Source organism: uncultured Chitinophaga sp. (genome assembly GCF_902168175.1).
In the GTDB taxonomy this organism is placed as follows: Bacteria; Bacteroidota; Bacteroidia; order Chitinophagales; family Chitinophagaceae; genus Chitinophaga.
Genome location: NZ_CABHOU010000025.1, coordinates 205,416 through 226,880 on the forward strand (window position 1 = coordinate 205,416; position 21,465 = coordinate 226,880).

Consider the following 21,465-nt stretch of genomic DNA (forward strand, 5'->3'; position numbering starts at 1 on the left):
GATATCCACTTGATACAAGAAATTGAGCGATACCTCGCTGGCGAGATGAGCACACTGGAAGCTGCCGCCTTCGAGTCTAAACGCCGAACCAATCCTGAGGTTGACCAACAGGTAGTTGAACATCAACTGCTTGTGAAGCAACTTGAGGCATTTGGCAACAGGAAGAACCTCCTGGGTAAACTCAATGCTATCCACGAAAAAACTGATCTCCACGATCTGCGTGCCGAATTTGCGCCTAAAACGGCAAAAATACGGTACATGAACCGTCGCACCATTACTGCTATTGCAGCGGCTGCCTGTGTGGCACTGGTTACTTCGCTTTCCACCATCGCCATTATGCAGAAAGCGGCTAAGAAATCTACCACTGCACAGTATGAGAGCGTTAGAAGAGAACTGAACAACGTGCGGGCGTCTACAAATGAGATCATCGAAAAAATTACACCTAAAAAGGGAGCTCCGCTCAACCCGGGTAACTATGGTGGCACTTGTTTCGCGATCAACCGTTACGGCTATATGCTTACCAACCGTCACGTTATTGGGGGTGCCGATTCCATCTATATCCAAAATAACAAAGGTGAAGTTTTTAAAGCCATCAGCGTATTCGAAGATATTTCCAGCGATCTGGCGGTAATCAGGATTGCTGACTCGTCTTTCCGCAGTGCAGCGTTGCCTTACTCACTTAAACCTCAGAGTGTACGCCTTGGTGAAGAAGTATTTACGATGGGCTTCCCTCGTGACGAAGTAGTTTACGGTAAAGGCTACATCAGTGCGCAAACGGGATTTAATGGTGATACAATTACTTACCAGGTATCTATCCCGGTTCTCCCGGGTAACAGTGGCGCTCCCCTGCTTGACAACAGAGGACAGGTGGTAGGCATTATTGCTGGCAGACAACGTGCTTCCGATGGTATCGCTTTCGCGGTAAAATCAGCGAACCTCAAACGCCTGCTGGACGAAATGCCTAAGGAGAGCATCTCTAAAAAGGGTAAAAAAGATATCAAATCTAACACCGCCAGCCTGGAAGGCCTAAATCGTGAAGACCAACTGAAGAAACTGGAAGACTATGTATACATGGTGAAGGTGTACAAAGCAACAAAGTAAACACACTCGTTTATATAAAAAAAAGCATCCTCCCGGGGATGCTTTTTTTATATCGGCAGTACTCAGGTACAACAGGTTTTTATATCCATATAAAGTAACTACTTTTTATTCGCCCAGGTACGATAGCGATCGGTGGTCCAGTAGATGAGGTCTTCATTTAACATACCACGTAACTGGTTATAAGTGGGCTTGTTGGCATTCATGAAATTAAGCAGCGAATCGCCGGTAAGGCCAGTTACTTTGTTCACGAACTGCTTGGAGTACCGGAACTCAATATATTCTTCCACCTCGTTGGTTTCAAATTTCTCCTTAAATCTTCTCTTATCCTTTTCTCCCTGCGAATAGCGGGTGAAAGGGCTGAAAATAATACCAAAACCTTCGGGACGTTTGCTTTTATCTACAAGGCTTTTGTCTGGCACTTCCAATATATGGCGGAACTCATCGGCCCTGGCCAGGGAGTCGAGCTGATAGGCATTGTAACGGGAAGTAATTTCTACTGCCTTCAGGAAATGTTCCTCCACATCCAGTGACGCGTTATGCACTTCGGTGCCCCCGGTTTGTTTCACCACAAAGGTATCCGCGTGGTAACCAACATAAGAAAGTACGATGGTGTCGTTCTGATGGCCCGTAATTTTATAATATCCTCCTTTATCGGTGAATACACTTTGCCGGGTAGACAGGTTCCTCGCAGAAGCTGGGTATAAAATCAGGCGGGTAGATTTATCTACCAACTGCCCGCGGACTGTTACAGGGCTCAACTGCTGCGCGTGTGCGCCAACCGAAAGTATAACCAGGCCAGCGGCCGTAATAAATAAAGACAAATAGGATCTCATATCATCAAAACAAATTCGTAACAAAATAGTTAAACGTTCGGCGGGGTATATATTCCCGTTGTTAAATGTATCACAAAAAAAAAGCCGGTCCCCCATTAAGGAGACCGGATTCCTAATTTTTTTAAAAGGAATGGAGTAATGTGATCACTTCATCCCTGGATTTGCCAAGCTTAATCTGGATCCTACCGATCAGGCGATCTTCTTTTCCTTCTTCGTAGAGTAAATCGTCTTCCGTAAGCTCTGCGAAAAGTTGTTTGAGTTTGCCTTTGATCTCGTTCCACTGGCCTTGAAAAATAAATCTGTCCATAATTGTCAGGTTTAAGCGTGAACAATCAGGGGAAAATCACTTTTCAGAGGCCAAATCCGTGCCAAACGGATCAGCTCACCTTGATAGTCGTGGTGTAATCTGTGCTTTTACCGGCAGCCAGTCTTTTAAGCATAATGCCATTGTTGAATGCATCCGGAGGGGCACTCAGATTTTCTATGGCGATGCTGTTACGGTGAGGCGGTGTGTAAACCTGGAGTATCGGGTAACTCTCTTCGGGCGAAAGCGCGATGGTGATACCTTTTACCGGATCGTACAACCGGCACATTGGCTGAGGCTGTATGAAATTGAGGGTAAAGGAATTATCGAGTGTAACCCCGTTAAGGCTGGTCAGTTTTTTAAAGTTCTGGTAACGCACCAGCCTGCCGGTTGGGATCAGGCTGCTATCGAACTCCACTATTTCATTGGCAAAGAACTGCAGCTCCAACTGATCTACAGGTGTACCGGTAGTAAAGTACGGATGCCAGCCGTCCATGATCGGAATAGGACCGGTGTGACGGTTGGTAATGCGGGTGGATAGCTTAAGCTCGTTCCAGCCCATCAGCTTAAAATGTGTATGAATAGTAAAGGGGAACGGGTAACCAGGATCTTCACCATTATATTCGTACTCGAGTGTAATGGCTACGTGACGGGCAGTTATTTCCTCTTCAATTACTTCAAAGTTCGCGTCGAACAGCAGCCCGTGTATCGGTGATTTTTCGATGTTATATTCAAGACCATCCCATATATAGCTGCCATTTCTAAGGCGGCAGGCGAAGGGACTGAGTTTTACGCTTTTGAAGCTGGTACGTACTTCCTCGTTATATTCGTCGAGTCCGTTATAGTTATCTATGAGGTTAAGCGGTTTTCCGTCGTGTTGTATTTTAAAACCGTGCAACATGGCCCCGTAGTTGGGTACTATATCCACCTGTGTATTGTTAACATTATCCTTTAAAGTGATAACATAGAAACCGTTTTCTTCATTTCGATTAATGCTAAAGCCCATTGTCTTTCCTGAATTGTGCGGTTAAATTACGAAGTGTTTTAGATAGTTTCCGCAGATAGGTCAATAATTCTATAAAAGATAATGGCGGGGAGTGCCGGCACACCTCACTCAAATCTGCCATGGCATTGAATTTCCACACTATTAACAAATAAATCATAATCGGTTGGCGGATGTTGATTTTGTCAATTAACCCTTTATTTCAGACAACAAAAAAAGCGGGGAAAGGTTTAACCCTCCCCGCTTCAACCGTATCAAAAGCGATTAAATGTACCTGTTTACCAGGTTTTCCAGCCATTCCTGGCGTCCGCTGGTTTGTTTGGCCTCGCCATTGGCCAGGGCAAACGTGCGAAGATCTTCGAGCGTCAGTTTGCCTTCCTCAAACTCCCTGCCCTTACCACTATCAAACGAGGCGTAGCGGTCTTTACGGAATTGTTTGTAAGGCGATTCGCGCAGTATTTTATCAGCGATAATAGCCGAGCGGGCAAAATTATCGATACCACCGATGTGGGCGTGGAAGATATCTTCAAGGTCGGTAGAGTTGCGACGGGTTTTGGCGTCGAAGTTAACACCGCCGCCGGCAAAACCACCCGCTTCCAGGATCACCAGCATCGTTTCCACCATTTCGTTCAGGTTATTGGGAAACTGGTCGGTATCCCATCCATTTTGATAGTCGCCACGGTTAGCATCTATGCTGCCCAGCATACCAGCATCGGCAGCCGTTTGCAACTCATGCTGGAAAGTGTGGCCAGCGAGTGTGGCGTGGTTCACTTCGATATTGATCTTAAAGTCTTTGTCAAGGCCGTAATGACGCAGGAAGCCAATTACCGTTGCGCAATCGTAATCGTACTGGTGTTTGGTGGGCTCGCAGGGCTTAGGTTCGATAAAGAAAGTGCCTTTAAAGCCCTGCTTGCGCGCGTAATCGCGGGAGATAGAAAGGAAACGGGCCAGGTGTTCCTGTTCGCGTTTCATATCCGTATTCAGCAATGTCATATAACCCTCGCGGCCGCCCCAGAACACATAGTTTTCGCCACCTAAAGCGATGGTAGCGTCTATGGCATTTTTGATCTGTGTGCCGGCGTAGGCCAGTACAGAAAAATCGGGGTTGGTAGAGGCCCCGTTCATATAACGCGGGTGGCTGAACACGTTAGCGGTGCCCCAAAGCAGCTTAACGCCACTTTCGGCCTGCTTTAGTTTCGCATACTCTACGATGAGCTGCAACCTGGTTTCATACTCAGCCAGGCTCTCCCCTTCATCCACCAGGTCGATATCATGAAAACAATAGTAAGGTACATCCAGTTTGGTGATGAACTCGAAAGCCGCGTCCATCTTATCTTTCGCACTCTGCGCCGGATCGGGCGACAGCAGCCATGGAAATTGTTTGGTGCCCGGCCCGAAAGGGTCGCCGCCGGTACCACAGAAGGTATGCCAGTAGGATACGGCGAAGCGGAACAGCTCTTTCATGGTTTTACCATTGATCTTATGTTCCGGGTTGTACCATTTATAGGCAAATGGGTTGTCCGACTGTGGGCCTTCATATTTTATCTGCCCTATCTCCTTAAAATACTCCGTGTTTCCTAAAGTGATGCTCATATCTATAATTTTAAGTTTCCAGATAACGATCCAAATTACCGAATAATCTTAACCCTGCTTCAGCATTTGCTGCAAACCACCTTTCCAGTGGCCGTACACATCACCATAGGCCTTGCTGAGCGTAGCGTCCGGCTCTATGGTCGCCAGGCATTCCATACCATTAAAGGCATCCTTCATTTCCTTATAATAACCGATGCCTACGCCGGCAGCCCTTGCAGCACCCAGTGCGCCATCTGTGTTATATAACTCGATCGTTACATTCGCCGTATTCGCAAACGCCTGGCGGAACAGCGGACTTAAGAACATATTTGCCTTACCCGCACGCACCCGCTCGATTTTCAGGCCCATCTGGCGCATAATATCCATACCATACGTAAGTGCATACACGATACCTTCCTGACCTGCGCGCAGCAGGTGCTCCTGCTGATGAACGTTGAAATTCAGGTGCTGGAAGCTGCCGCCGAATGGTTTATTGGCGAGAATGCGCTCTACACCGTTACCGAAAGGATACACCCGCAACCCATCCGCCCCCAGTGGAGCCTTGGATGCCCGGGCATTCATATCTTCATAAGACGCCCCGCTCACCTGGTGCTTCAGCCAGCTGTTAAGAATGCCCGTACCGTTGAGGCACATCAGCACACCATTTCTTGTTGCTTCGGCCGTATGGTTTACATGTATAAAAGTGTTTACACGGCTTTCCGCATCGAAAGCAGGTTGATCGTGTACGGCATATACCACGCCGGACGTACCTGCAGTAGTGGCGGCCTCGCCGGGCTGCAGCACGTTCAGGGAAAAAGCGTTATTAGGCTGATCGCCTGCACGGTAAGTTACCGGGGTACCTTCAGCAATACCCAGTAATTCTGCCGCAGCTTTCGTTACCCGTCCCTGGTCGCCGAAGGTGGGAACTATTTTCGATAGCAGGCTTTCATCGATGCCGTAGAAGTCCAGCAGTGGTTTGGAGAGTTGCTGTTCTTTGAAGTCCCAGAAAATACCTTCAGAGAGGCCAGACAGTGTGGTGCAGGCCTCACCGGTGAGGCGCATGGCGATGAAGTCGCCCGGCAGCATAATCTTATCGATCTGTGCATAGGTTTCCGGTTCGTTTTCCTTTACCCAGCGCAGTTTGGAGGCGGTAAAGTTACCGGGGGCGTTTAACAGATGCTCCAGCGCATACTTTTCGCCAAGGTGTTGTAAAGCTTTGTTCCCTACACCAACGGCGCGGCTATCGCACCAGATGATGGAGGGGCGGAGGGGCTGCTGATTTTTATCTACGCAAACTAAACCGTGCATCTGGTAAGCAATGCCGATAGCCAGGATGTCTTTCGGTGCAAAAGCCTGTTGTTTTTTCAGCAGGGCTACTGCTTTCTGTACCTCTTTCCACCACGACTCCGGATCTTGTTCGGCCCAGTCGGCCTGCGGCACATTGATAGGTAATTCTTTGTCGGTGCTGGCGGCCGAGGCTACTGCTTTACCCGATACAGCGTCCAGCAGGGCGGCTTTAATGGAGGAAGAACCTATATCTAATCCTAAAAAGTACATAATCGCAGAATTTTCAAACTTGTTTAAAAAAGTAGTCCCTTTGTATTTCGGGTCGAAAAAATACAAAGGGACTACGAGAATATGAAAGATTAGCGGTGATTTTACGAAATCATACCCTATTCTTTACCAAAATATAGTGTAAAGTGCGATCAGGATGCCACAAATCAATACCGCGCCAAGGGTAAAGGCCGGGGCAGGCTTGAACATAGAAGCATCCACTTCCAGGCCTTTCGGATTGTTTTTGCTCTTAGGATCGGCCAGTGAGATGATCACCATACCTATTACACAGAACAGGAACACGATGCCCATACGGTCGATGAACGCAATTTCATAAATACCTTTTGCGTTGGGTACAGCCAGTGCAATGTTGTACAGCGGCGACAGATCCACCCAATTAGGCAGGAACTTCAGGAGGAACGACAGCGCCAGGCCACCGATCATCGCGAACATAGCAGCATTGGAGGTAGTACGTTTCCAGAAGAAACCGAGGATAAACATCGCGAATACACCTGGGGAAACGAAACCTGTATACTCCTGGATAAACTGGAAACCACCCTTTTTATCGATACCCATGAAGTTGGAGATCACGATAGCAATAACCATGGTAGTGATTACCACGATGCGGCCCATCCTCACTACATCTTTCTCAGTAGCGGCAGGTTTGATCAGTTTTTTATAGATATCGAGTGAATAGATGGTAGCGATAGAGTTGGCCTTACCAGCGAGTGAAGCCACTACAGCGGCTGTAAGCGCTGCGAATGACAGACCTTTAAGACCGATAGGCAGCATGTTCAGCAACACCGGGTAGGCGTTATCAGGATTGAGTTCACCATTTTTCACCATTTCCGCCTGCAGCATACCTTTCTGATGCATTACATAAGCCGCGATACCAGGCAGTACTACGATTACAGGCATCAACAGTTTCAGAAAACCAGCGAACAGCAAACCATTACGGGCCGTTTTAAGATCGGCGCCCAGGGCACGTTGGGTGATATACTGGTTACAACCCCAGTAGTTCAGGTTCACGATCCACATACCACCAATCAATACCGATAGCCCCGGCAGGTCAAGGAAACTCTTATCATCCTTATCTAATATCATGTGGAAATGATCGGGCGCCTGTGCGAACAGTTGTTTAAGACCACCTCCAACGCCAGGCGTACCGAATGTGTCGCCTACAAGGCTCAGCGCCAGGTAAGTAGTGGCCAAACCACCGAGTATCAGGAAAAACACCTGAATTACGTCCGTATAACCAATCACCTTCATGCCGCCCAACGTGATGAAGATCGCGAACACCGCGAGCAACACCATACAGGCATAGAAGTTAATGCCGGAAATAGTAGTAATGGCCAGTGCGCCGAGGTACAGGATAGAGGTAAGGTTTACCACCACGTACAGCAACAGCCAGAAGGCGGCCATGATCAGACTCACTGTTTCATTGTACCGTTGCGACAGGAACTGCGGCATGGTAAAGATCTTATTCTTCAGATAGATCGGCAGGAAGAACACCGCCACTACGATTAGCGTAGCCGCCGCCATCCATTCGTAAGTCGAAATGGCCAGACCAATAGAAAAACCATTACCCGACATACCGATGAACTGTTCCGCAGAAATGTTGGAAGCAATAAGCGAAGCGCCAATAGCCCACCAAGTAAGCGAACCCTCGGCCAGGAAAAAGTCTTTGGTATCGGTAGTAGCTTTCTTTTTACGACGGTAGATGAAGAAACCGTAACCCGCTACAACAATGAAATAAAAGAGAAATACCAGATAATCGTAGAAGTGCAATGAACTGTTCATGTGTTTTCAGTGACGTGGTAATTTGAATAAAAATTTGCGGTGTCAATATAGGATTTAAATTTAAATGTATAATCTACCCTTATTAAAAAGAGCTTAAAAAATTTATTTAAAATCTAAGTTCCAGCTGGCACATCCTCTAAAATAGTAAAATACAAATAAAAAAAGGAGATGTGGCGGTTTGCCCCATCTCCCTCTCCTACCTGGTTGAAAGCCGGTTATTTTACATTCGTTAGCTTAAATGTATAGGCATAATCGCCGGGCAATTCCTTTGCGGTGAATTTCGGCACGTCCAATTCGATACCACCGGCCACTTTTTTCCAGCCTATCTTTTTATCGGAACCCAGCAGTTTCACTGTAGTGCCGGCCGCAGGTGTTACATCTTTGATCAGCCACCTGCCTTCCGGTAATACGGGCGCGATGGCGTACAGATCGTTGCCTTTCGCAGTGAAAAATATCTGTTTTACCGCAAATTCCGGATCAGGATCTACCGTTTGTTTTAAGATGTATTCGCCGCTGGCCATATGGCCGCCTTTCTGTTTGTATTCGCGGTTACCGGCAGTCCATTGAGCGGGCTGTTTCCATTTGCGGGTGCCATAAATGGCCTCACCGTTTACAGCTAACCATTTGCCGATCTGCAACAACCTTTCCTGCATGATAGGAGGTATTTTTCCGTGTGCATCAGGACCGATATCAAGCAGCAGGTTGCCACCACTGCTCACAACATCGGTGAGCAACAGTACCAGGGCTTGCGGAGAGTTATAGTCCTCTATGTCCTCGTTGCGGTTATAACCAAACGAAAAACCCATGCCGCGACACTCTTCCCAGGGGCGGTTAAACTTAGCTCCCGCCTCGTATTCGGTGGTGTAGTAACCACCATGCTTCTGACGAATGCCTTTACCCCAGCGGTCGTTTACCACGATGCTTTCTTTTACCGGGCTTTCGTTATACATCCAGGCGATAATGTCCTTCGACTTCCAGGTAGTGTCGCTTTGCTCCCACTCTCCATCTGTCCAGATGATATCGGGTTTGTAGTTGTTCACCAGTTCCCTGATTTGTGGGAACATGTGTTCATCTACGTACTTTTCATATTGCTGAGAGGTGTATAAAGGGTTGTACCATTCGTACAGAGAATAGTAGTAACCCATTTTTACCGGTGTTTTCTTCACTGCAGTCGTCAACTCGCCCAGCAGGTCGCGGTGCGAGCCCGTTTCCATAGAGTTCCAGGGGCGGTTGAAAGCCTTGCTGGCTTCTTTACTGGGCCAGAGGGCAAAGCCGTCGTGGTGTTTCGAAGTGAGTACTACGTATTTGGCACCCGATTTTTCCAGCAGTTTAGCCCAGGCGTCCGGGTCGTAGTCCTCGGCTTTAAACTGGTCGGCGAAGCTGTAATACGAATAGTTTTCGCCGAATCGGTTTTTGTGGTAATTGTATACGGCAAGGTCGTTTGGACTGTTATTGCCGGACACCTGTTTTCTTTGCAGCCAGTACTGGTACCATTCGGAGTACACACCTTTAGGCGCCCATGCGGGAACCGAGTATACCCCCCAGTGGATGAAGATGCCGAACTTAGCGTCCTCGAACCATCCGGGTACCGGGCGGCTGTCAATAGATTCCCAGGTGGGTTCGTATTTCTTTTGTGCGCTGGCGGTAGCTGGCAGCAGCGCCAGGCCGAGCAGGATTTTCCTGATAGTTGTATTCATGCGTGGATTTTATTTCAATTGTTCGCCCAGTTCCATCACTTGGCCTTTGGCCATGGATACCGGAAAAAGCTTGTCTTTATACTTGATGATGGCATTATTGCCGGTAATAGCTTTGATCTTCGCCAACTGCAGTTCTCCGTCTTTCCATTCCATGGCTACTTCGAAGCCACCGCGTGCGCGCAGCCCACTGATTTTGCCCTCTTTCCAGGAGGGAGGTAGTGCGGGCAGTAATTCCAGGAAGTTGGTATGACTTTGCAGCAGGGCTTCGGTAATACCGGCGGTGCTGCCGAAATTACCATCTATCTGGAACGGTGGGTGTGTATCAAATAAATTAGTCAAGGTTGATTTGGAAAACAGTAACTGCAGGTGTTCCTGCACCTTCGCTCCATCTTTTAACCTCGCATAAAAGTTGATGATCCATGCGCGGCTCCAGCCGGTGTGCCCACCCCCGCTGCTTAAACGACCGGCAAGCGTACGCCTTGCTCCTTCGAACAGCGAAGGAGATTGTTCTGTGAGTTGCGTACCGGGATGCAAACCGAAGAGGTGCGAAATATGTCGGTGGCCAGGTTCGGCTTCTGTATAATCTTTGATCCACTCCATAATGCGACCGTCTGCCGTAAGTTTAGTAGGCGGTAACTGCGATAAGATGTCTTTCCATTTGGCTACCGAAGCAGAATCCGTGCGCAGGATGTTAGCCGCTTCTATACACTTTGTCAGGAACTCGCGCACTATCTGGTTATCCATGGTGGGACCGTATGAAATACCCGTAGGATCCCCGGTTACAGGGTGTTTGTATTTGTTTTCGGGTGATGAGCCGGGGGCGGTTACCAGGTAACCTTCGGGACTTCTCACCAGGTAATCTTCCACAAACAGGGCATGCTCCTTCATAACAGGATATGCATTTTGCTTCAGGAAAAGATAATCTTGCGTAAATGCGAAGTGTTCATAGAAGTGCAGGCACATCCAGGCGGAGGCCAGTGGAAAAGTGCCGAATGCAGCGTTAGCCTGCACACCCGTTTTGCCAAAGGCATCGGTAGCGTGGTGTACTACCCAGCCACGGGCATTATACATCTTCTTAGCCGTGATGCGGCCCTGTTCGCGTATGTTATTCATAAAGGCAAACAGCGGTGCCGTGGTTTCCGTGAGGTTACACATCTCCGCAGGCCAGTAGTTCATTTGTAGGTTGATATTAGTGTGGAAGTCTGCATTCCATGGAGCATCGATGGAGTTATTCCATACGCCCTGCAGGTTGGCGGGCAATACACCCGGACGCCGGGAACTACCGAGCAACAGGTATCGTCCGTATTGATAATAGTGCGTGATCAGCTCCGGATCTTCCGCACCTTTTTTCACGTTGGCCAGGCGTTCGTCCGTGGGCACTTCGGTTTTTGCATCACCCAAAGTAAAATTTACACGCTGCATGTACGAGGCATGATCGGCGGTATGCTTGAGTTTTGCGGCGGTATAAGCCTTCAAACGCGAAGTATTTATCAGCTGCTGCACTTTCAGCACCGGGTCGGCCGCTTTGTTGATATCCAGGTTGGCGAAGTCGTAATTAGTAGCACCTTGTATGTAAAGCACTAAAGCATCGGCCTTTTCCGCCGACAGCGCATCTTTGCTCCGCACTATTTTACCGCCTGTGTTAACCGCGCATACCATCCCTGCAAACTTCATGTGCAGCCCTTCGGGGCCGCGTTTAGTGGTGGTATTTTTATCATTGATCTGGCCCGACAGCAATAAGAGGTTGGCGCCGGTGGTTTTGGTGATACAATCTACCAGATGCCTCGAGGTATCTTTCGGATCGGGCCTGTCCAGCGTAAGCCTTGCATTGAGCGTACCGGGTTTATCAGCAGAAATGCGCACCATGATCACATTATCCGGTGCAGAAGCAAATACTTCTTCCTTATAGTTTACGCTGTTGTGGCTGAAAGTAGCCGTTGCCACGCCATTTGTTATATCCAGTTCACGGCGGTAATTAGAGAAGTCGGTGAAACCGTAATCGATGTTTACGTTCATCAGGGTTTGCTGCGAGCGAAAGTTACGGGCTACTTCGCTGCCGTTTTCGCTGGTAACCGCTACAAAGTTGGCCTGTGCCAGTTCCTGCGCTTCCTTGTTCTTTTCGGTGAACAGCAGTTTACGCAGCGAGTCCAGTACTTTATAGGCATTGGGATTGGCGTCGTTAAACTTAAGCCCACCCCATACACTTTCCTCGGTAATCTGAATAATCTCCTTATCAGGCCTGCCATACACCATGGCCCCCATACGACCATTACCAACGGGCAGGGCCTCCAGCCAATTTGCCGCAGGCTGCCGGTACCAGAGATTATTGGTTTGCGCACTCGCATGGAAAACGGTGGTAATAACCACCAGTATAGCATAGATCTTCTTCATATGGGAACGAGTTGTTTAAATTTAGTCTTTCCCTTTCACGGCTGCAAGCTTTGTTAAATACCCATCAGTAAATGCGAATTTAGTCCATCAATTCAGCCAGCTGCTTCGCCACGGCCGAGCCTATTGCTACACCCATACCGCCCATCCTGGCAGCTACAAATAACCTGGGCGATAACTGCTTCACAACAGGGCGTTTAGTGGTACCAAAGGCCATAATACCAGCCCAGCGCATATCTATGGTAAAGGGAATATCAGGGATAATGACAGTGCGCAACTTCTCTTCAAGGTCCTGCTGTATACGCATATTCAGTTCGAACGACGTGGTTGTTTCGCCTTCGAAGTCGAGGTTACGGCCGCCACCGAACAAGATGCGGCCGTCTATTTCGCGGAAGTAGTAATACCCTTCGTCGAAATGATAGACACCCTTAAAGGGCAGGCCTGGTATAGGTTGTGTAACCAGCACCTGACCGCGGCCGGGCGTAATATCTTCGGCGGGCAATAGTTGCTTGGCAAAGGCGTTGGTACAAATGGCGAGGCGTTGTGCCGTAAAACTGATGGTTTCGTTCATCCATTCGCGTTGTACGACCACATTTACGCCGTTTTCAGCCTCCTCGTAACCCAATACCTCACATCCGGTCTTAATCTCCACGCCCCGCTCAATGGCAAGGTCTATGAGGGCGCGCATCATTTTACCCGTATGTAATTCCCCTTCGCAGTTATTTTCTACCAGGGCTTTAGTGTTAAATCCGAAGCCCGCTATTTTTTCATTAGCCGGTAAGTAAGCAGGCATCCCTAAGATTGGCCAGAGCAGCTGGTTTACTTCTTCGATATGTGCAAGGGCATATGCTTCTTTTTCTGAAATAAGCTCGTAACTACCATTTTCGCGGTAGCCGATTCGCTGGTCGCCCAGGCGTTGCCGCAGCATATGCAGGCCGGCCTTGCGCAGTTCTACCAGGGCTACCACATGATCGGCAGGCATCGTTTTAAGGTCGGCCAGTATTTCGGTGAGGCTGCCAATGCAGGCGAACCCGGCGTTTCGGGTACTGGCGCCAGTGGGCATAATACCCCGCTCCAGCACGGCGATGCGCCGCTGCGGGTAGTTTTCCTTCAGCGTAATGGCTGCAGAAAGACCAGTAATACCGCTACCGAGGATGATATCATCGTACTGCAGCAGGCTTTGTTGTTCCCAGTAACTGATCATCTTGAGAAAGATACCAAAGTTTTTACGAACTGCGCAACAAGCCGGATAATACAAAACGGCTGGAACCGCCCACCTCACCTCCCACATTACAAAAAGTAAAAAAATATATAAATTATTTATATCTTGACAACATACAACCTATAAGTTACACAGAGGCGGAAGACAAATTATAAGATCGCACAACATTCGATAGCACACAACCCGCTATAAGCGATAGTTTCATCGATCCTATCCTTTTTGATGAGTATGGAAAACCCTTGAAAACCTACATGATGATGCAGCATTTGACGGCTTCGGTCGGATTATGTACCTACAACGGAGAACAATTTTTGCGCAGGCAAATAGACAGTATTCTCAGGCAAACCCATCCTGTGAAGGAAGTGGTGGTTATTGATGATTTATCTACCGACGGTACCAGGCAGATACTGGAACAATATGCCGGCGATCATCCCGGACTGTTCCGCCTTATCTTCAATACCGAAAACCAGGGCGCCAGGAAAAACTTTGAACAGCTACTTACCTTATGCAAGGGCGATGTGGTGTTTTTCAGCGATCATGATGATATATGGCTGCCACATAAAGTAGCCAGAATGATCCGCCATTTTGAAGAACACCCGGAAGACAAGGTGCTTTTTACGGATGCAACGATCATCAATGAAAAAGATGAGCAATTACCACATAGCTTGCTGGAAGTTAACCGCTTTACGGCCGAAACACAGTCGTATATCAAAACAAAAGACGACTTATTGAGGTACATGCTGCGCCATGATAAAATGGTTACCGGGGCAACCTTAGCTATCAGTAAAGAATTTATTCCTGCACTTGTTCCTTTTAAGCTGATGAACAAGTTTTGGCACGACGCCTGGATCGGGTATGCAGCGGTGAATGCGGGGGTACTTAATTACATCGATGAACCCCTTATTCAGTACCGTGTTCATTGTAACCAGCAGGTGGGTTGCGGCGAAAAGTTAGCGCAGCTCATGCAGGGCGTTGCCCCTATTCCTGAACTAATGCGCAACGAGATGGATCGGACCTGTAGTGAAGAAGATCTTATAAAACTGGTACATATCCGCAGGAAAAGAGTCAGGATGTTTAAACGGCTCAGCAATTTTTTACAGTTCAATCAGCAGATCATTGACGAAATACGCCGCGAATGTTACGATGCAGAGCGGGCGTTTAAGGCAAAACCTTTTCCGGTGAGATGGAAGCAGTCTATCAATATCATGTTAAACAGACCAGTATAGTACTAGCATACAGCATAAAAAAACGGCCACACATGGTGGCCGTTTTTTTATGCTTTTCATATCATTACACCAGGTAACCGAACAGGTTATCGTCCTTTTTCAGTTCTGTATAGTTAATATTGTATTTGTTAAGATTGGCGATGAGCGTTTCGTAATCCTCTTTATTTTTTAGCTCCACACCTATAAGCGCAGGACCGGTTTCTTTGTTATGTTTTTGTATGAACTCGAAACGGGTAATATCGTCGTCCGGACTCAGTACATGGTTTACAAATTCTTTTAAAGCACCGGGGCGCTGGGCAAAGCGGATGAGGAAATAATGTTTGAGGCCTTCGTACAACAAAGAGCGCTCTTTTATTTCCTGCATACGATCGATATCGTTGTTGCTGCCGCTTACCACACACACTACTTTTTTGCCTTTAATTTCTTCGGCAAAATCGTCGAGCGCGGCGATAGACAATGCGCCGGCAGGTTCTACCACGATGGCGTCTTCATTATATAAACGGAGGATCGTGCTGCAAATGCGGCCTTCGGGCACCAGTTTCATTTCGTCCAGCACCTCTTTACAAATCTCATAAGGAATCTGACCTACGCGTTTCACCGCGGCACCATCTACAAAACGTTCGATTTCAGGAAGTGTTACAGGGCCGCCATTTTCCAGCGCTTTAAGCATACTGGGCGCACCTTCCGGCTCCACACCCACGATTTTTGTTTGCGGGCTGTAAGTCTTAAAATAAGCGCCTACGCCGGAAGCGAGGCCACCACCACCAACCGGTACGAACAGGAAGTCGATATCCTGCAAATCTTCAAGAATCTCCACTGCTACGGTACCCTGCCCTTCAATAATTTTCAGGTTATCGAAAGGGGGAATAAACGTCATGCCTTTTTCCAGCGTGTAAGCCTGGGCTTCGATGGCGCAATCGTCGAAAGTATCGCCAACAAGGCGGATTTCAATGAATTCGCCCCCGAACATACGGGTTTGATTTACTTTTTGCTTTGGTGTAATAATGGGCATGAATACAACGCCGTGAATGCCGAGCTGTTTGCAGCTATAGGCAAAACCCTGGGCATGGTTGCCTGCACTGGCGCAGGTTACCCCTTTCCTCAACTGCTCCATTGGCAGGCTGCTAATGAGGTTATAAGCGCCGCGCAATTTGTAGGAGCGTACGATCTGCATATCTTCTCTTTTCAGATATACATCACACTTATATTTTCTCGAAAGGCTTGCACTGTAAGTAAGTTCCGTGCGACGGACCACTGGCTTCAGCGAACGGGCTGCCTCCAGTATATTTCGTACATCTACAAGGGTCAATAGTCCGGGCATTTTTTGATGGTTGGCTTTAAAAAATCAACCGGCTGCATATGCAGCCGGTTGACACAAATTTATGGTTTATTTACCAGGTCTGAGTTTTCTAACTGCAGCACCTGCCTGCCACATTTCGCTTTCGCGCAGTTCTTTCAGTTCTGCGTCCAGCTTTTCGCGGTAGTCTGGTGTGCTGTTTGAAGCGATAGAGCGGGCTGCTTCTTTACCAGCGGCAACGCTTGCGTACAGCTCGTCAAATACAGGCTGAGTAGCTTCTTTAAACTTCTTCCACCAGTCGAGCGCACCACGCTGAGCAGTAGTAGAACAGTTAGCATACATCCAGTCCATACCGTTTTCGGCTACCAGTGGCATCAGCGACTGTGTCAGTTCTTCAACAGTTTCGTTGAAAGCTTCTGATGGAGAGTGGCCGTTGCTACGGAGTGTTTGGTACTGGGCAGCGAAGATACCCTGGATAGCACCCATCAGTGAACCACGTTCGCCGGTGAGGTCAGAGAATACTTCTTTTTTGAAATCAGTTTCGAACAGGTAACCGGAACCAACACCGATACCCAGAGCGATTGCGCGCTGACGGGCTTTACCGGTTGCGTCCTGGAAGATAGCGAAGCTCGAGTTCAGACCCTGACCAGCCAGGAACAGGCGGCGCAGTGAAGTACCAGAACCTTTAGGAGCTACGAGGATTACGTCTACGTCGGCAGCAGGAATAATACCAGTCTGCTCTTTATAAGTGATACCAAAGCCATGAGAGAAATACAGGGCTTTACCAGGAGTCAGGTGTTTTTGCAGGGTAGGCCACAGGGTGATCTGACCAGCATCAGACAGCAGGAACTGAATGATCGTGCCTTTTTGAGCGGCTTCTTCGATTTCAAACAGGGTTTGACCGGGAACCCATCCGTCTGCAACGGCTTTATCCCATGTTTTGGAATTTTTCCTTTGTCCAATGATTACGTTGAAACCATTGTCTTTCAGGTTAAGCGCCTGGCCAGGACCTTGCACACCGTAACCGATAACAGCAATAACTTCATCTTTCAGAAATTCTCTTGCTTTCTCCATAGGGAATTCTTCCCTGGTTACTACTTCTTCCTGTACACCGCCAAAATTAATAGTTGCCATGTGTTTGTGTTTGTTTACCCGCTACCTCCAACGTAGAGAGAAGGCAGTGGCTGTTTGAAAATTTGCTTGTGATTGAATGTAGTTTTATAAAGATATGCCTGCCTTGTTGCTCTCGGGATGAGTAGTTCCAGGAGGTAAGTTATCTGCTTGTTTCTGCGATAAATTCTTCAGGTGCTCATGGAACCTGCGGCTCCATTTAACTATAGCTACACGGCCACTTTTCGTATACTCGATCAGCCCGTATGGTTCCAGTTTCTTAAGCAAATCCAGCAGTTCCTGCTGATGACCTGTTTTTTCTATCACGAAATAATCTTCGGCAATGGTAAGGATGCGCGCATGATTATCGCGGATAAGCCTTTCGATATTGCCGTTCTGTAACGATTTGGTAGATACTTTGTACAAAGCCAGTTCCTGGTAAACCACCTCATCTTCCTCATGCACAAATGCACGGTGAATTTCGATCAGTCGCTCGATTTGCAGTACGACTTTGTCCAGCAGTTCGCGGGTAGCCAGTACAGTGATCACGAACTTGTAAACGCCGGGTATCTCCGTTTCGGAAGTGGTAAGGCTGGTAATGTTGATGCGCCTTCTTGTAAATATAATGGTGATACGGTTGGTGATGCCTATGCGATCCTCCGTGTACACCGTTATTGTATATTCCTTTTGCATTGTTTCTGTGTTCTGTTAAGTGGTTAGGATGATGGTACTAGTCGAGCCTGATGGTTGAAATAGGCGCGCCTGCCGGCACCATCGGGAATACGTTGTCTTCTTTTTCCACCACCACTTCCAGCAAATATGCTCCTGGTGTACTCAGCATTTCGTCGATTGCGGCACCGATCTCGGCACGTTCGCTTACTTTTTTACCGGGGATGTAAAATCCTTTCGCAATTTGTACGAAGTCGGGATTGGTCATTTCGGTAGATGAGTAACGACGGTCGAAGAACAGTTGTTGCCACTGGCGCACCATGCCCAGGAAGTTGTTGTTCAGGATCACGATCTTCACACCAATTTTAGATTGATAAATCGTGCCCAACTCCTGTAGTGTCATCTGGAAACAGCCGTCGCCGATGATGGCCACTACTTCTCTTTCCTCTTTACCTACTTTAGCGCCCATCGCAGCTGGCAATGCAAACCCCATCGTACCCATGCCACCCGAGGTGATATTGGTATTGGGAGATTTGAAGCCATAGTAACGGGAAGCAACCATCTGGTGCTGACCAACATCGGTTACGAGGATGGCCTCGCCGCCGGTTTTCTCGGAGATCAGGCGTACCACTTCCGCCATTTTAAGTTCGCCCTCAGTAGGGTACAACTCTTTGTTGCGTACTTTCTCGTCTTCCTGTTTGTCCAGCTCTTTGAAAGAAGCCAGCCACTCTTTGGTTTCTTTCGGCTCTATTTTACCGATCAGTGCCTGCAATGCTTCTTTCGCATCGGCATGCACACCCACATCGGCCTTAATGATCTTATGTATTTCGGCTTCGTCGATTTCGATGTGTATCACTTTCGCCTGGCGGGCGTAGGTGCTTACATCGCCCGTAATACGGTCGTCGAAGCGCATACCTACAGCAATCAGCACATCACACTCGTTGGTGTTAATGTTAGGACTGTAGTTGCCATGCATACCAAGGTAACCCACGTACAGCGGATGATCTACCGGTACTGCACTTAAGCCCAGCAATGTAGAAGCGATCGGTATGCCTGCTTTTTCAGCAAAGGCAATGAGTTCATTTTGTGCATCGGAAATCAATACGCCATGGCCGCACAGGATGTACGGTCTTTTAGATGCATTGATCAGCGCCGCAGCAGCATCGATCTGTTCCAGGTCTAACACTGGTTTAGGATGATAACTGCGTATGTATTCGCAGGCTTCGTAAGCAAAATCGAGCTTCCCGAACTGTGCGTTTTTGGTAATATCAACCAGAACGGGGCCTGGGCGGCCGCTCTTCGCGATATAAAATGCTTTGGCAATTGCGCCTGGAATATCTTCCGGGCGGGTTACCTGGATGTTCCATTTGGTGATGGGCATGGTAATGCCTATCACATCCGTTTCCTGGAACGCGTCGGTACCGAGCAATGCAGCTGCTACCTGGCCGGTAATGGCTACCATAGGGGTAGAGTCCATATAAGCATCTGCCAAACCTGTTACCAGGTTGGTAGCACCGGGGCCGGAAGTTGCAAACACCACACCTGTTCTGCCAGAGCTGCGTGCATAACCTTGTGCGGCGTGCGTAGCACCCTGTTCGTGACGGACCAAAATATGATTGACCTGGCCTGAGACCTGGAAGTCGTATAAAGCGTCGTAAATAGGCATGATGGCTCCTCCAGGATACCCGAAAATGGTATCCACGCCTTCTGCGATCAGGGAACGGATCACCGCTTCTGCGCCGGTAATTGGTTCAGCTACCGGAGCTGGTGCGGGCCGCTTGTCAGACTTCTCAGTCTTCATCGGTAACACATCCTTCTGTTGCATCTTTAACATGTTTTGCGTACTTGAATAATATGCCCTTCGTTACCTTCAGGGCTGGTTTTACCCATTTGGCCCTTCTGGCCGCCAGTTCTTCCGGCGTCAACTTCACATTAATCGTATTGTTTATGGCGTCTATTTCAATAATATCGTCGTCCTGCACCAGTCCGATCGCACCGCCTTCTACCGCTTCAGGTACGATGTGGCCTACTACGAAGCCGTGTGTACCACCTGAGAAACGGCCGTCGGTGATAAGGGCTACGCTTTTACCTAAACCGGCACCAATGATGGCGGAGGTAGGTTTCAGCATTTCCGGCATACCGGGGGCGCCTTTCGGCCCTACGTTACGGATTACCACTACATCGCCTTTCTTCACTTTACCGCTGGTAATACCTGCGATCAGTTCAAATTCGCCATCGAATGTGCGGGCGGGGCCGGTGAACGTTTCGCCTTCTTTACCAGTAATTTTAGCTACAGAACCTTTTTCTGCGATGTTGCCATACAACATCTGGATGTGGCCTGTTGCTTTCAGTGGCGTTTCCAGCGGGAAAATCACGTCTTGTTTACCGAAATCGATATCTGGCACCGATTCCAGGTTTTCTGCGATGGTTTTGCCGGTTACGGTGAGGCAATCCCCATGCAGGTAGCCTTTCTGTAACAGGTATTTCATCACTAAAGGAACACCACCAATGTTGTGCAGGTCTTCCATCATGTATTTACCAGAAGGTTTCAGATCGGCGATCAGCGGTGTTTTGTCGCTGATGCGCTGGAAATCATCGAGGGTAAATTTGATATTCACCGCTTTGGCGATGGCCAGGAAGTGCAGTACTGCATTGGTGCTGCCACCCAGCGCTATCACTACCGTAATGGCATTTTCAAATGCCTTGTAGGTCATGATATCGGAGGGCTTAATATCTTTTTCGAGCAGGAGGCGGATGTATTTACCCGCTTCCAGGCACTCTGCTTTCTTTTCTTCACTTAAAGCCGGGTTAGATGAGCTGTAAGGTAAGCTCATTCCCAGCGCTTCAATCGCAGAACTCATCGTGTTTGCCGTGTACATACCTCCACAGGCACCTGCACCAGGACAAGAGTTCATTACGATACCTTTAAAATCACCTTCGTCCAGCTGACCTGCGATCTTTTGACCCAGGGCTTCGAAAGAAGAGATGATATTCAGGTCCTGCCCTTTCCATTTACCAGGGTGGATGGTACCACCATATACCATGATAGAGGGGCGGTCCAGGCGGCCCATCGCTATAAGGGAGCCTGGCATATTTTTATCACAACCGGGTACGGTGATCAGCGCATCATAGTACTGGGCGCCGCACACGGTTTCGATGGAATCAGCGATCAGGTCGCGGCTTACCAGGGAATAACGCATACCTTCTGTACCATTGCTCATGCCATCGCTTACGCCGATGGTGTGGAAGGTAAGGCCTACAAGGTCGTTTGCCCATACACCCGTTTTAACCTGCTGGGCAAGTTCGTTCAGGTGCATATTGCAGGTGTTACCGTCGTAACCCATGCTGGCAATGCCTACCTGGGCTTTTTTAAGGTCTTCGTCTGTTAAGCCGATGCCGTACAACATGGCCTGCGCAGCGGGCTGCGTAGGGTCCTGTGTGAGTGTTTTGCTGTATTTATTTAATTCCATCTTTATCAAAAAGTTTCCTTGTATACCGTAATTTCTGACTTAAAGTTATCCGCTGAAGCGTCCAAATTCCAAAACTGTAATTGTTCCTTTCCCGGTGGTCAACTAGTTCATTTTCGGCCCAAACCCTTTACTGTAAACGAAATGATGAATTCCATTTTACGCCGTTCAAGGTCTTGGGAAAGGTATTTTCCGGTTCCGGGGAGGGTAAAATACAGCCGT

16 protein-coding genes are annotated in these 21,465 nt (G+C 48.3%); 2 read left to right on the forward strand and 14 right to left on the reverse strand.

The window, feature by feature from the left end; translation table 11 throughout:
- Positions 1-9: 9 nt before the first annotated feature.
- A complete protein-coding gene (locus QZT80_RS04250) occupies positions 10-1,101 on the forward strand; it encodes a serine protease (RefSeq protein ID WP_295118139.1) in 1,092 nt (363 codons plus the stop codon).
- A 98-nt stretch (positions 1,102-1,199) separates the two neighbouring features.
- Here the strand turns inward: QZT80_RS04250 and QZT80_RS04255 are convergent, their stop codons facing one another.
- From QZT80_RS04255 to QZT80_RS04295, 9 genes are all read right to left on the reverse strand, one after another.
- Positions 1,200-1,934, reverse strand: a complete 735-nt coding sequence (locus QZT80_RS04255; RefSeq protein ID WP_295118142.1) for a carboxypeptidase-like regulatory domain-containing protein — start codon at positions 1,932-1,934, stop codon at positions 1,200-1,202.
- 121 nt (positions 1,935-2,055) lie between these two features.
- Positions 2,056-2,241, reverse strand: a complete 186-nt coding sequence (locus QZT80_RS04260; protein ID WP_295118145.1) for a CsbD family protein — start codon at positions 2,239-2,241, stop codon at positions 2,056-2,058.
- A gap of 70 nt (positions 2,242-2,311) precedes the next feature.
- Entirely contained in the window at positions 2,312-3,244 is a 933-nt protein-coding gene (locus QZT80_RS04265; RefSeq protein ID WP_295118148.1) for a hypothetical protein, read from the reverse strand.
- Positions 3,245-3,505: 261 nt separating this feature from the next.
- The gene (gene xylA, locus QZT80_RS04270) at positions 3,506-4,834 is read right to left on the reverse strand and encodes a xylose isomerase (protein WP_295118150.1); all 1,329 of its coding nucleotides are present in this window, start codon (positions 4,832-4,834) and stop codon (positions 3,506-3,508) included.
- A gap of 48 nt (positions 4,835-4,882) precedes the next feature.
- Positions 4,883-6,370 (reverse strand): FGGY family carbohydrate kinase, encoded by a 1,488-nt coding sequence (locus QZT80_RS04275; protein WP_295118153.1) that lies wholly within the window; start codon positions 6,368-6,370, stop codon positions 4,883-4,885.
- A gap of 123 nt (positions 6,371-6,493) precedes the next feature.
- Complete coding sequence (locus QZT80_RS04280; RefSeq protein ID WP_295118156.1) at positions 6,494-8,167, reverse strand: sodium/sugar symporter; 1,674 nt, start codon at positions 8,165-8,167, stop codon at positions 6,494-6,496.
- 215 nt (positions 8,168-8,382) lie between these two features.
- Positions 8,383-9,864 (reverse strand): alpha-L-fucosidase, encoded by a 1,482-nt coding sequence (locus QZT80_RS04285; RefSeq protein WP_295118159.1) that lies wholly within the window; start codon positions 9,862-9,864, stop codon positions 8,383-8,385.
- A gap of 9 nt (positions 9,865-9,873) precedes the next feature.
- Positions 9,874-12,255, reverse strand: a complete 2,382-nt coding sequence (locus tag QZT80_RS04290; protein ID WP_295118162.1) for a glycoside hydrolase family 95 protein — start codon at positions 12,253-12,255, stop codon at positions 9,874-9,876.
- A 79-nt stretch (positions 12,256-12,334) separates the two neighbouring features.
- Positions 12,335-13,456, reverse strand: coding sequence for an FAD-binding oxidoreductase (locus QZT80_RS04295; protein ID WP_295118164.1), 1,122 nt, complete (start codon positions 13,454-13,456; stop codon positions 12,335-12,337).
- A gap of 269 nt (positions 13,457-13,725) precedes the next feature.
- On the opposite strand from QZT80_RS04295, the gene QZT80_RS04300 reads away from it, so the two are divergent.
- Positions 13,726-14,700 (forward strand): glycosyltransferase family 2 protein, encoded by a 975-nt coding sequence (locus QZT80_RS04300; RefSeq protein ID WP_295118167.1) that lies wholly within the window; start codon positions 13,726-13,728, stop codon positions 14,698-14,700.
- A 64-nt stretch (positions 14,701-14,764) separates the two neighbouring features.
- On the opposite strand, the gene ilvA is transcribed toward QZT80_RS04300, so the two are convergent.
- The 5 genes from ilvA to ilvD form a co-directional block, all read right to left on the reverse strand.
- A complete protein-coding gene (gene ilvA, locus QZT80_RS04305) occupies positions 14,765-16,021 on the reverse strand; it encodes a threonine ammonia-lyase IlvA (RefSeq protein ID WP_295118171.1) in 1,257 nt (418 codons plus the stop codon).
- 66 nt (positions 16,022-16,087) lie between these two features.
- Positions 16,088-17,131, reverse strand: coding sequence for a ketol-acid reductoisomerase (gene ilvC, locus QZT80_RS04310; RefSeq protein ID WP_295118174.1), 1,044 nt, complete (start codon positions 17,129-17,131; stop codon positions 16,088-16,090).
- Positions 17,132-17,215: 84 nt separating this feature from the next.
- On the reverse strand, positions 17,216-17,800 hold the full coding sequence (gene ilvN / locus QZT80_RS04315) for an acetolactate synthase small subunit (RefSeq protein ID WP_295118177.1): 585 nt from the start codon (positions 17,798-17,800) through the stop codon (positions 17,216-17,218).
- A 37-nt stretch (positions 17,801-17,837) separates the two neighbouring features.
- Positions 17,838-19,601 (reverse strand): biosynthetic-type acetolactate synthase large subunit, encoded by a 1,764-nt coding sequence (ilvB, locus tag QZT80_RS04320; protein ID WP_367112851.1) that lies wholly within the window; start codon positions 19,599-19,601, stop codon positions 17,838-17,840.
- A complete protein-coding gene (gene ilvD / locus QZT80_RS04325; RefSeq protein WP_295118180.1) occupies positions 19,567-21,246 on the reverse strand; it encodes a dihydroxy-acid dehydratase in 1,680 nt (559 codons plus the stop codon). Before ilvD ends, ilvB begins: the two co-directional genes overlap by 35 nt.
- Between the last annotated feature and the right edge of the window lie 219 nt (positions 21,247-21,465).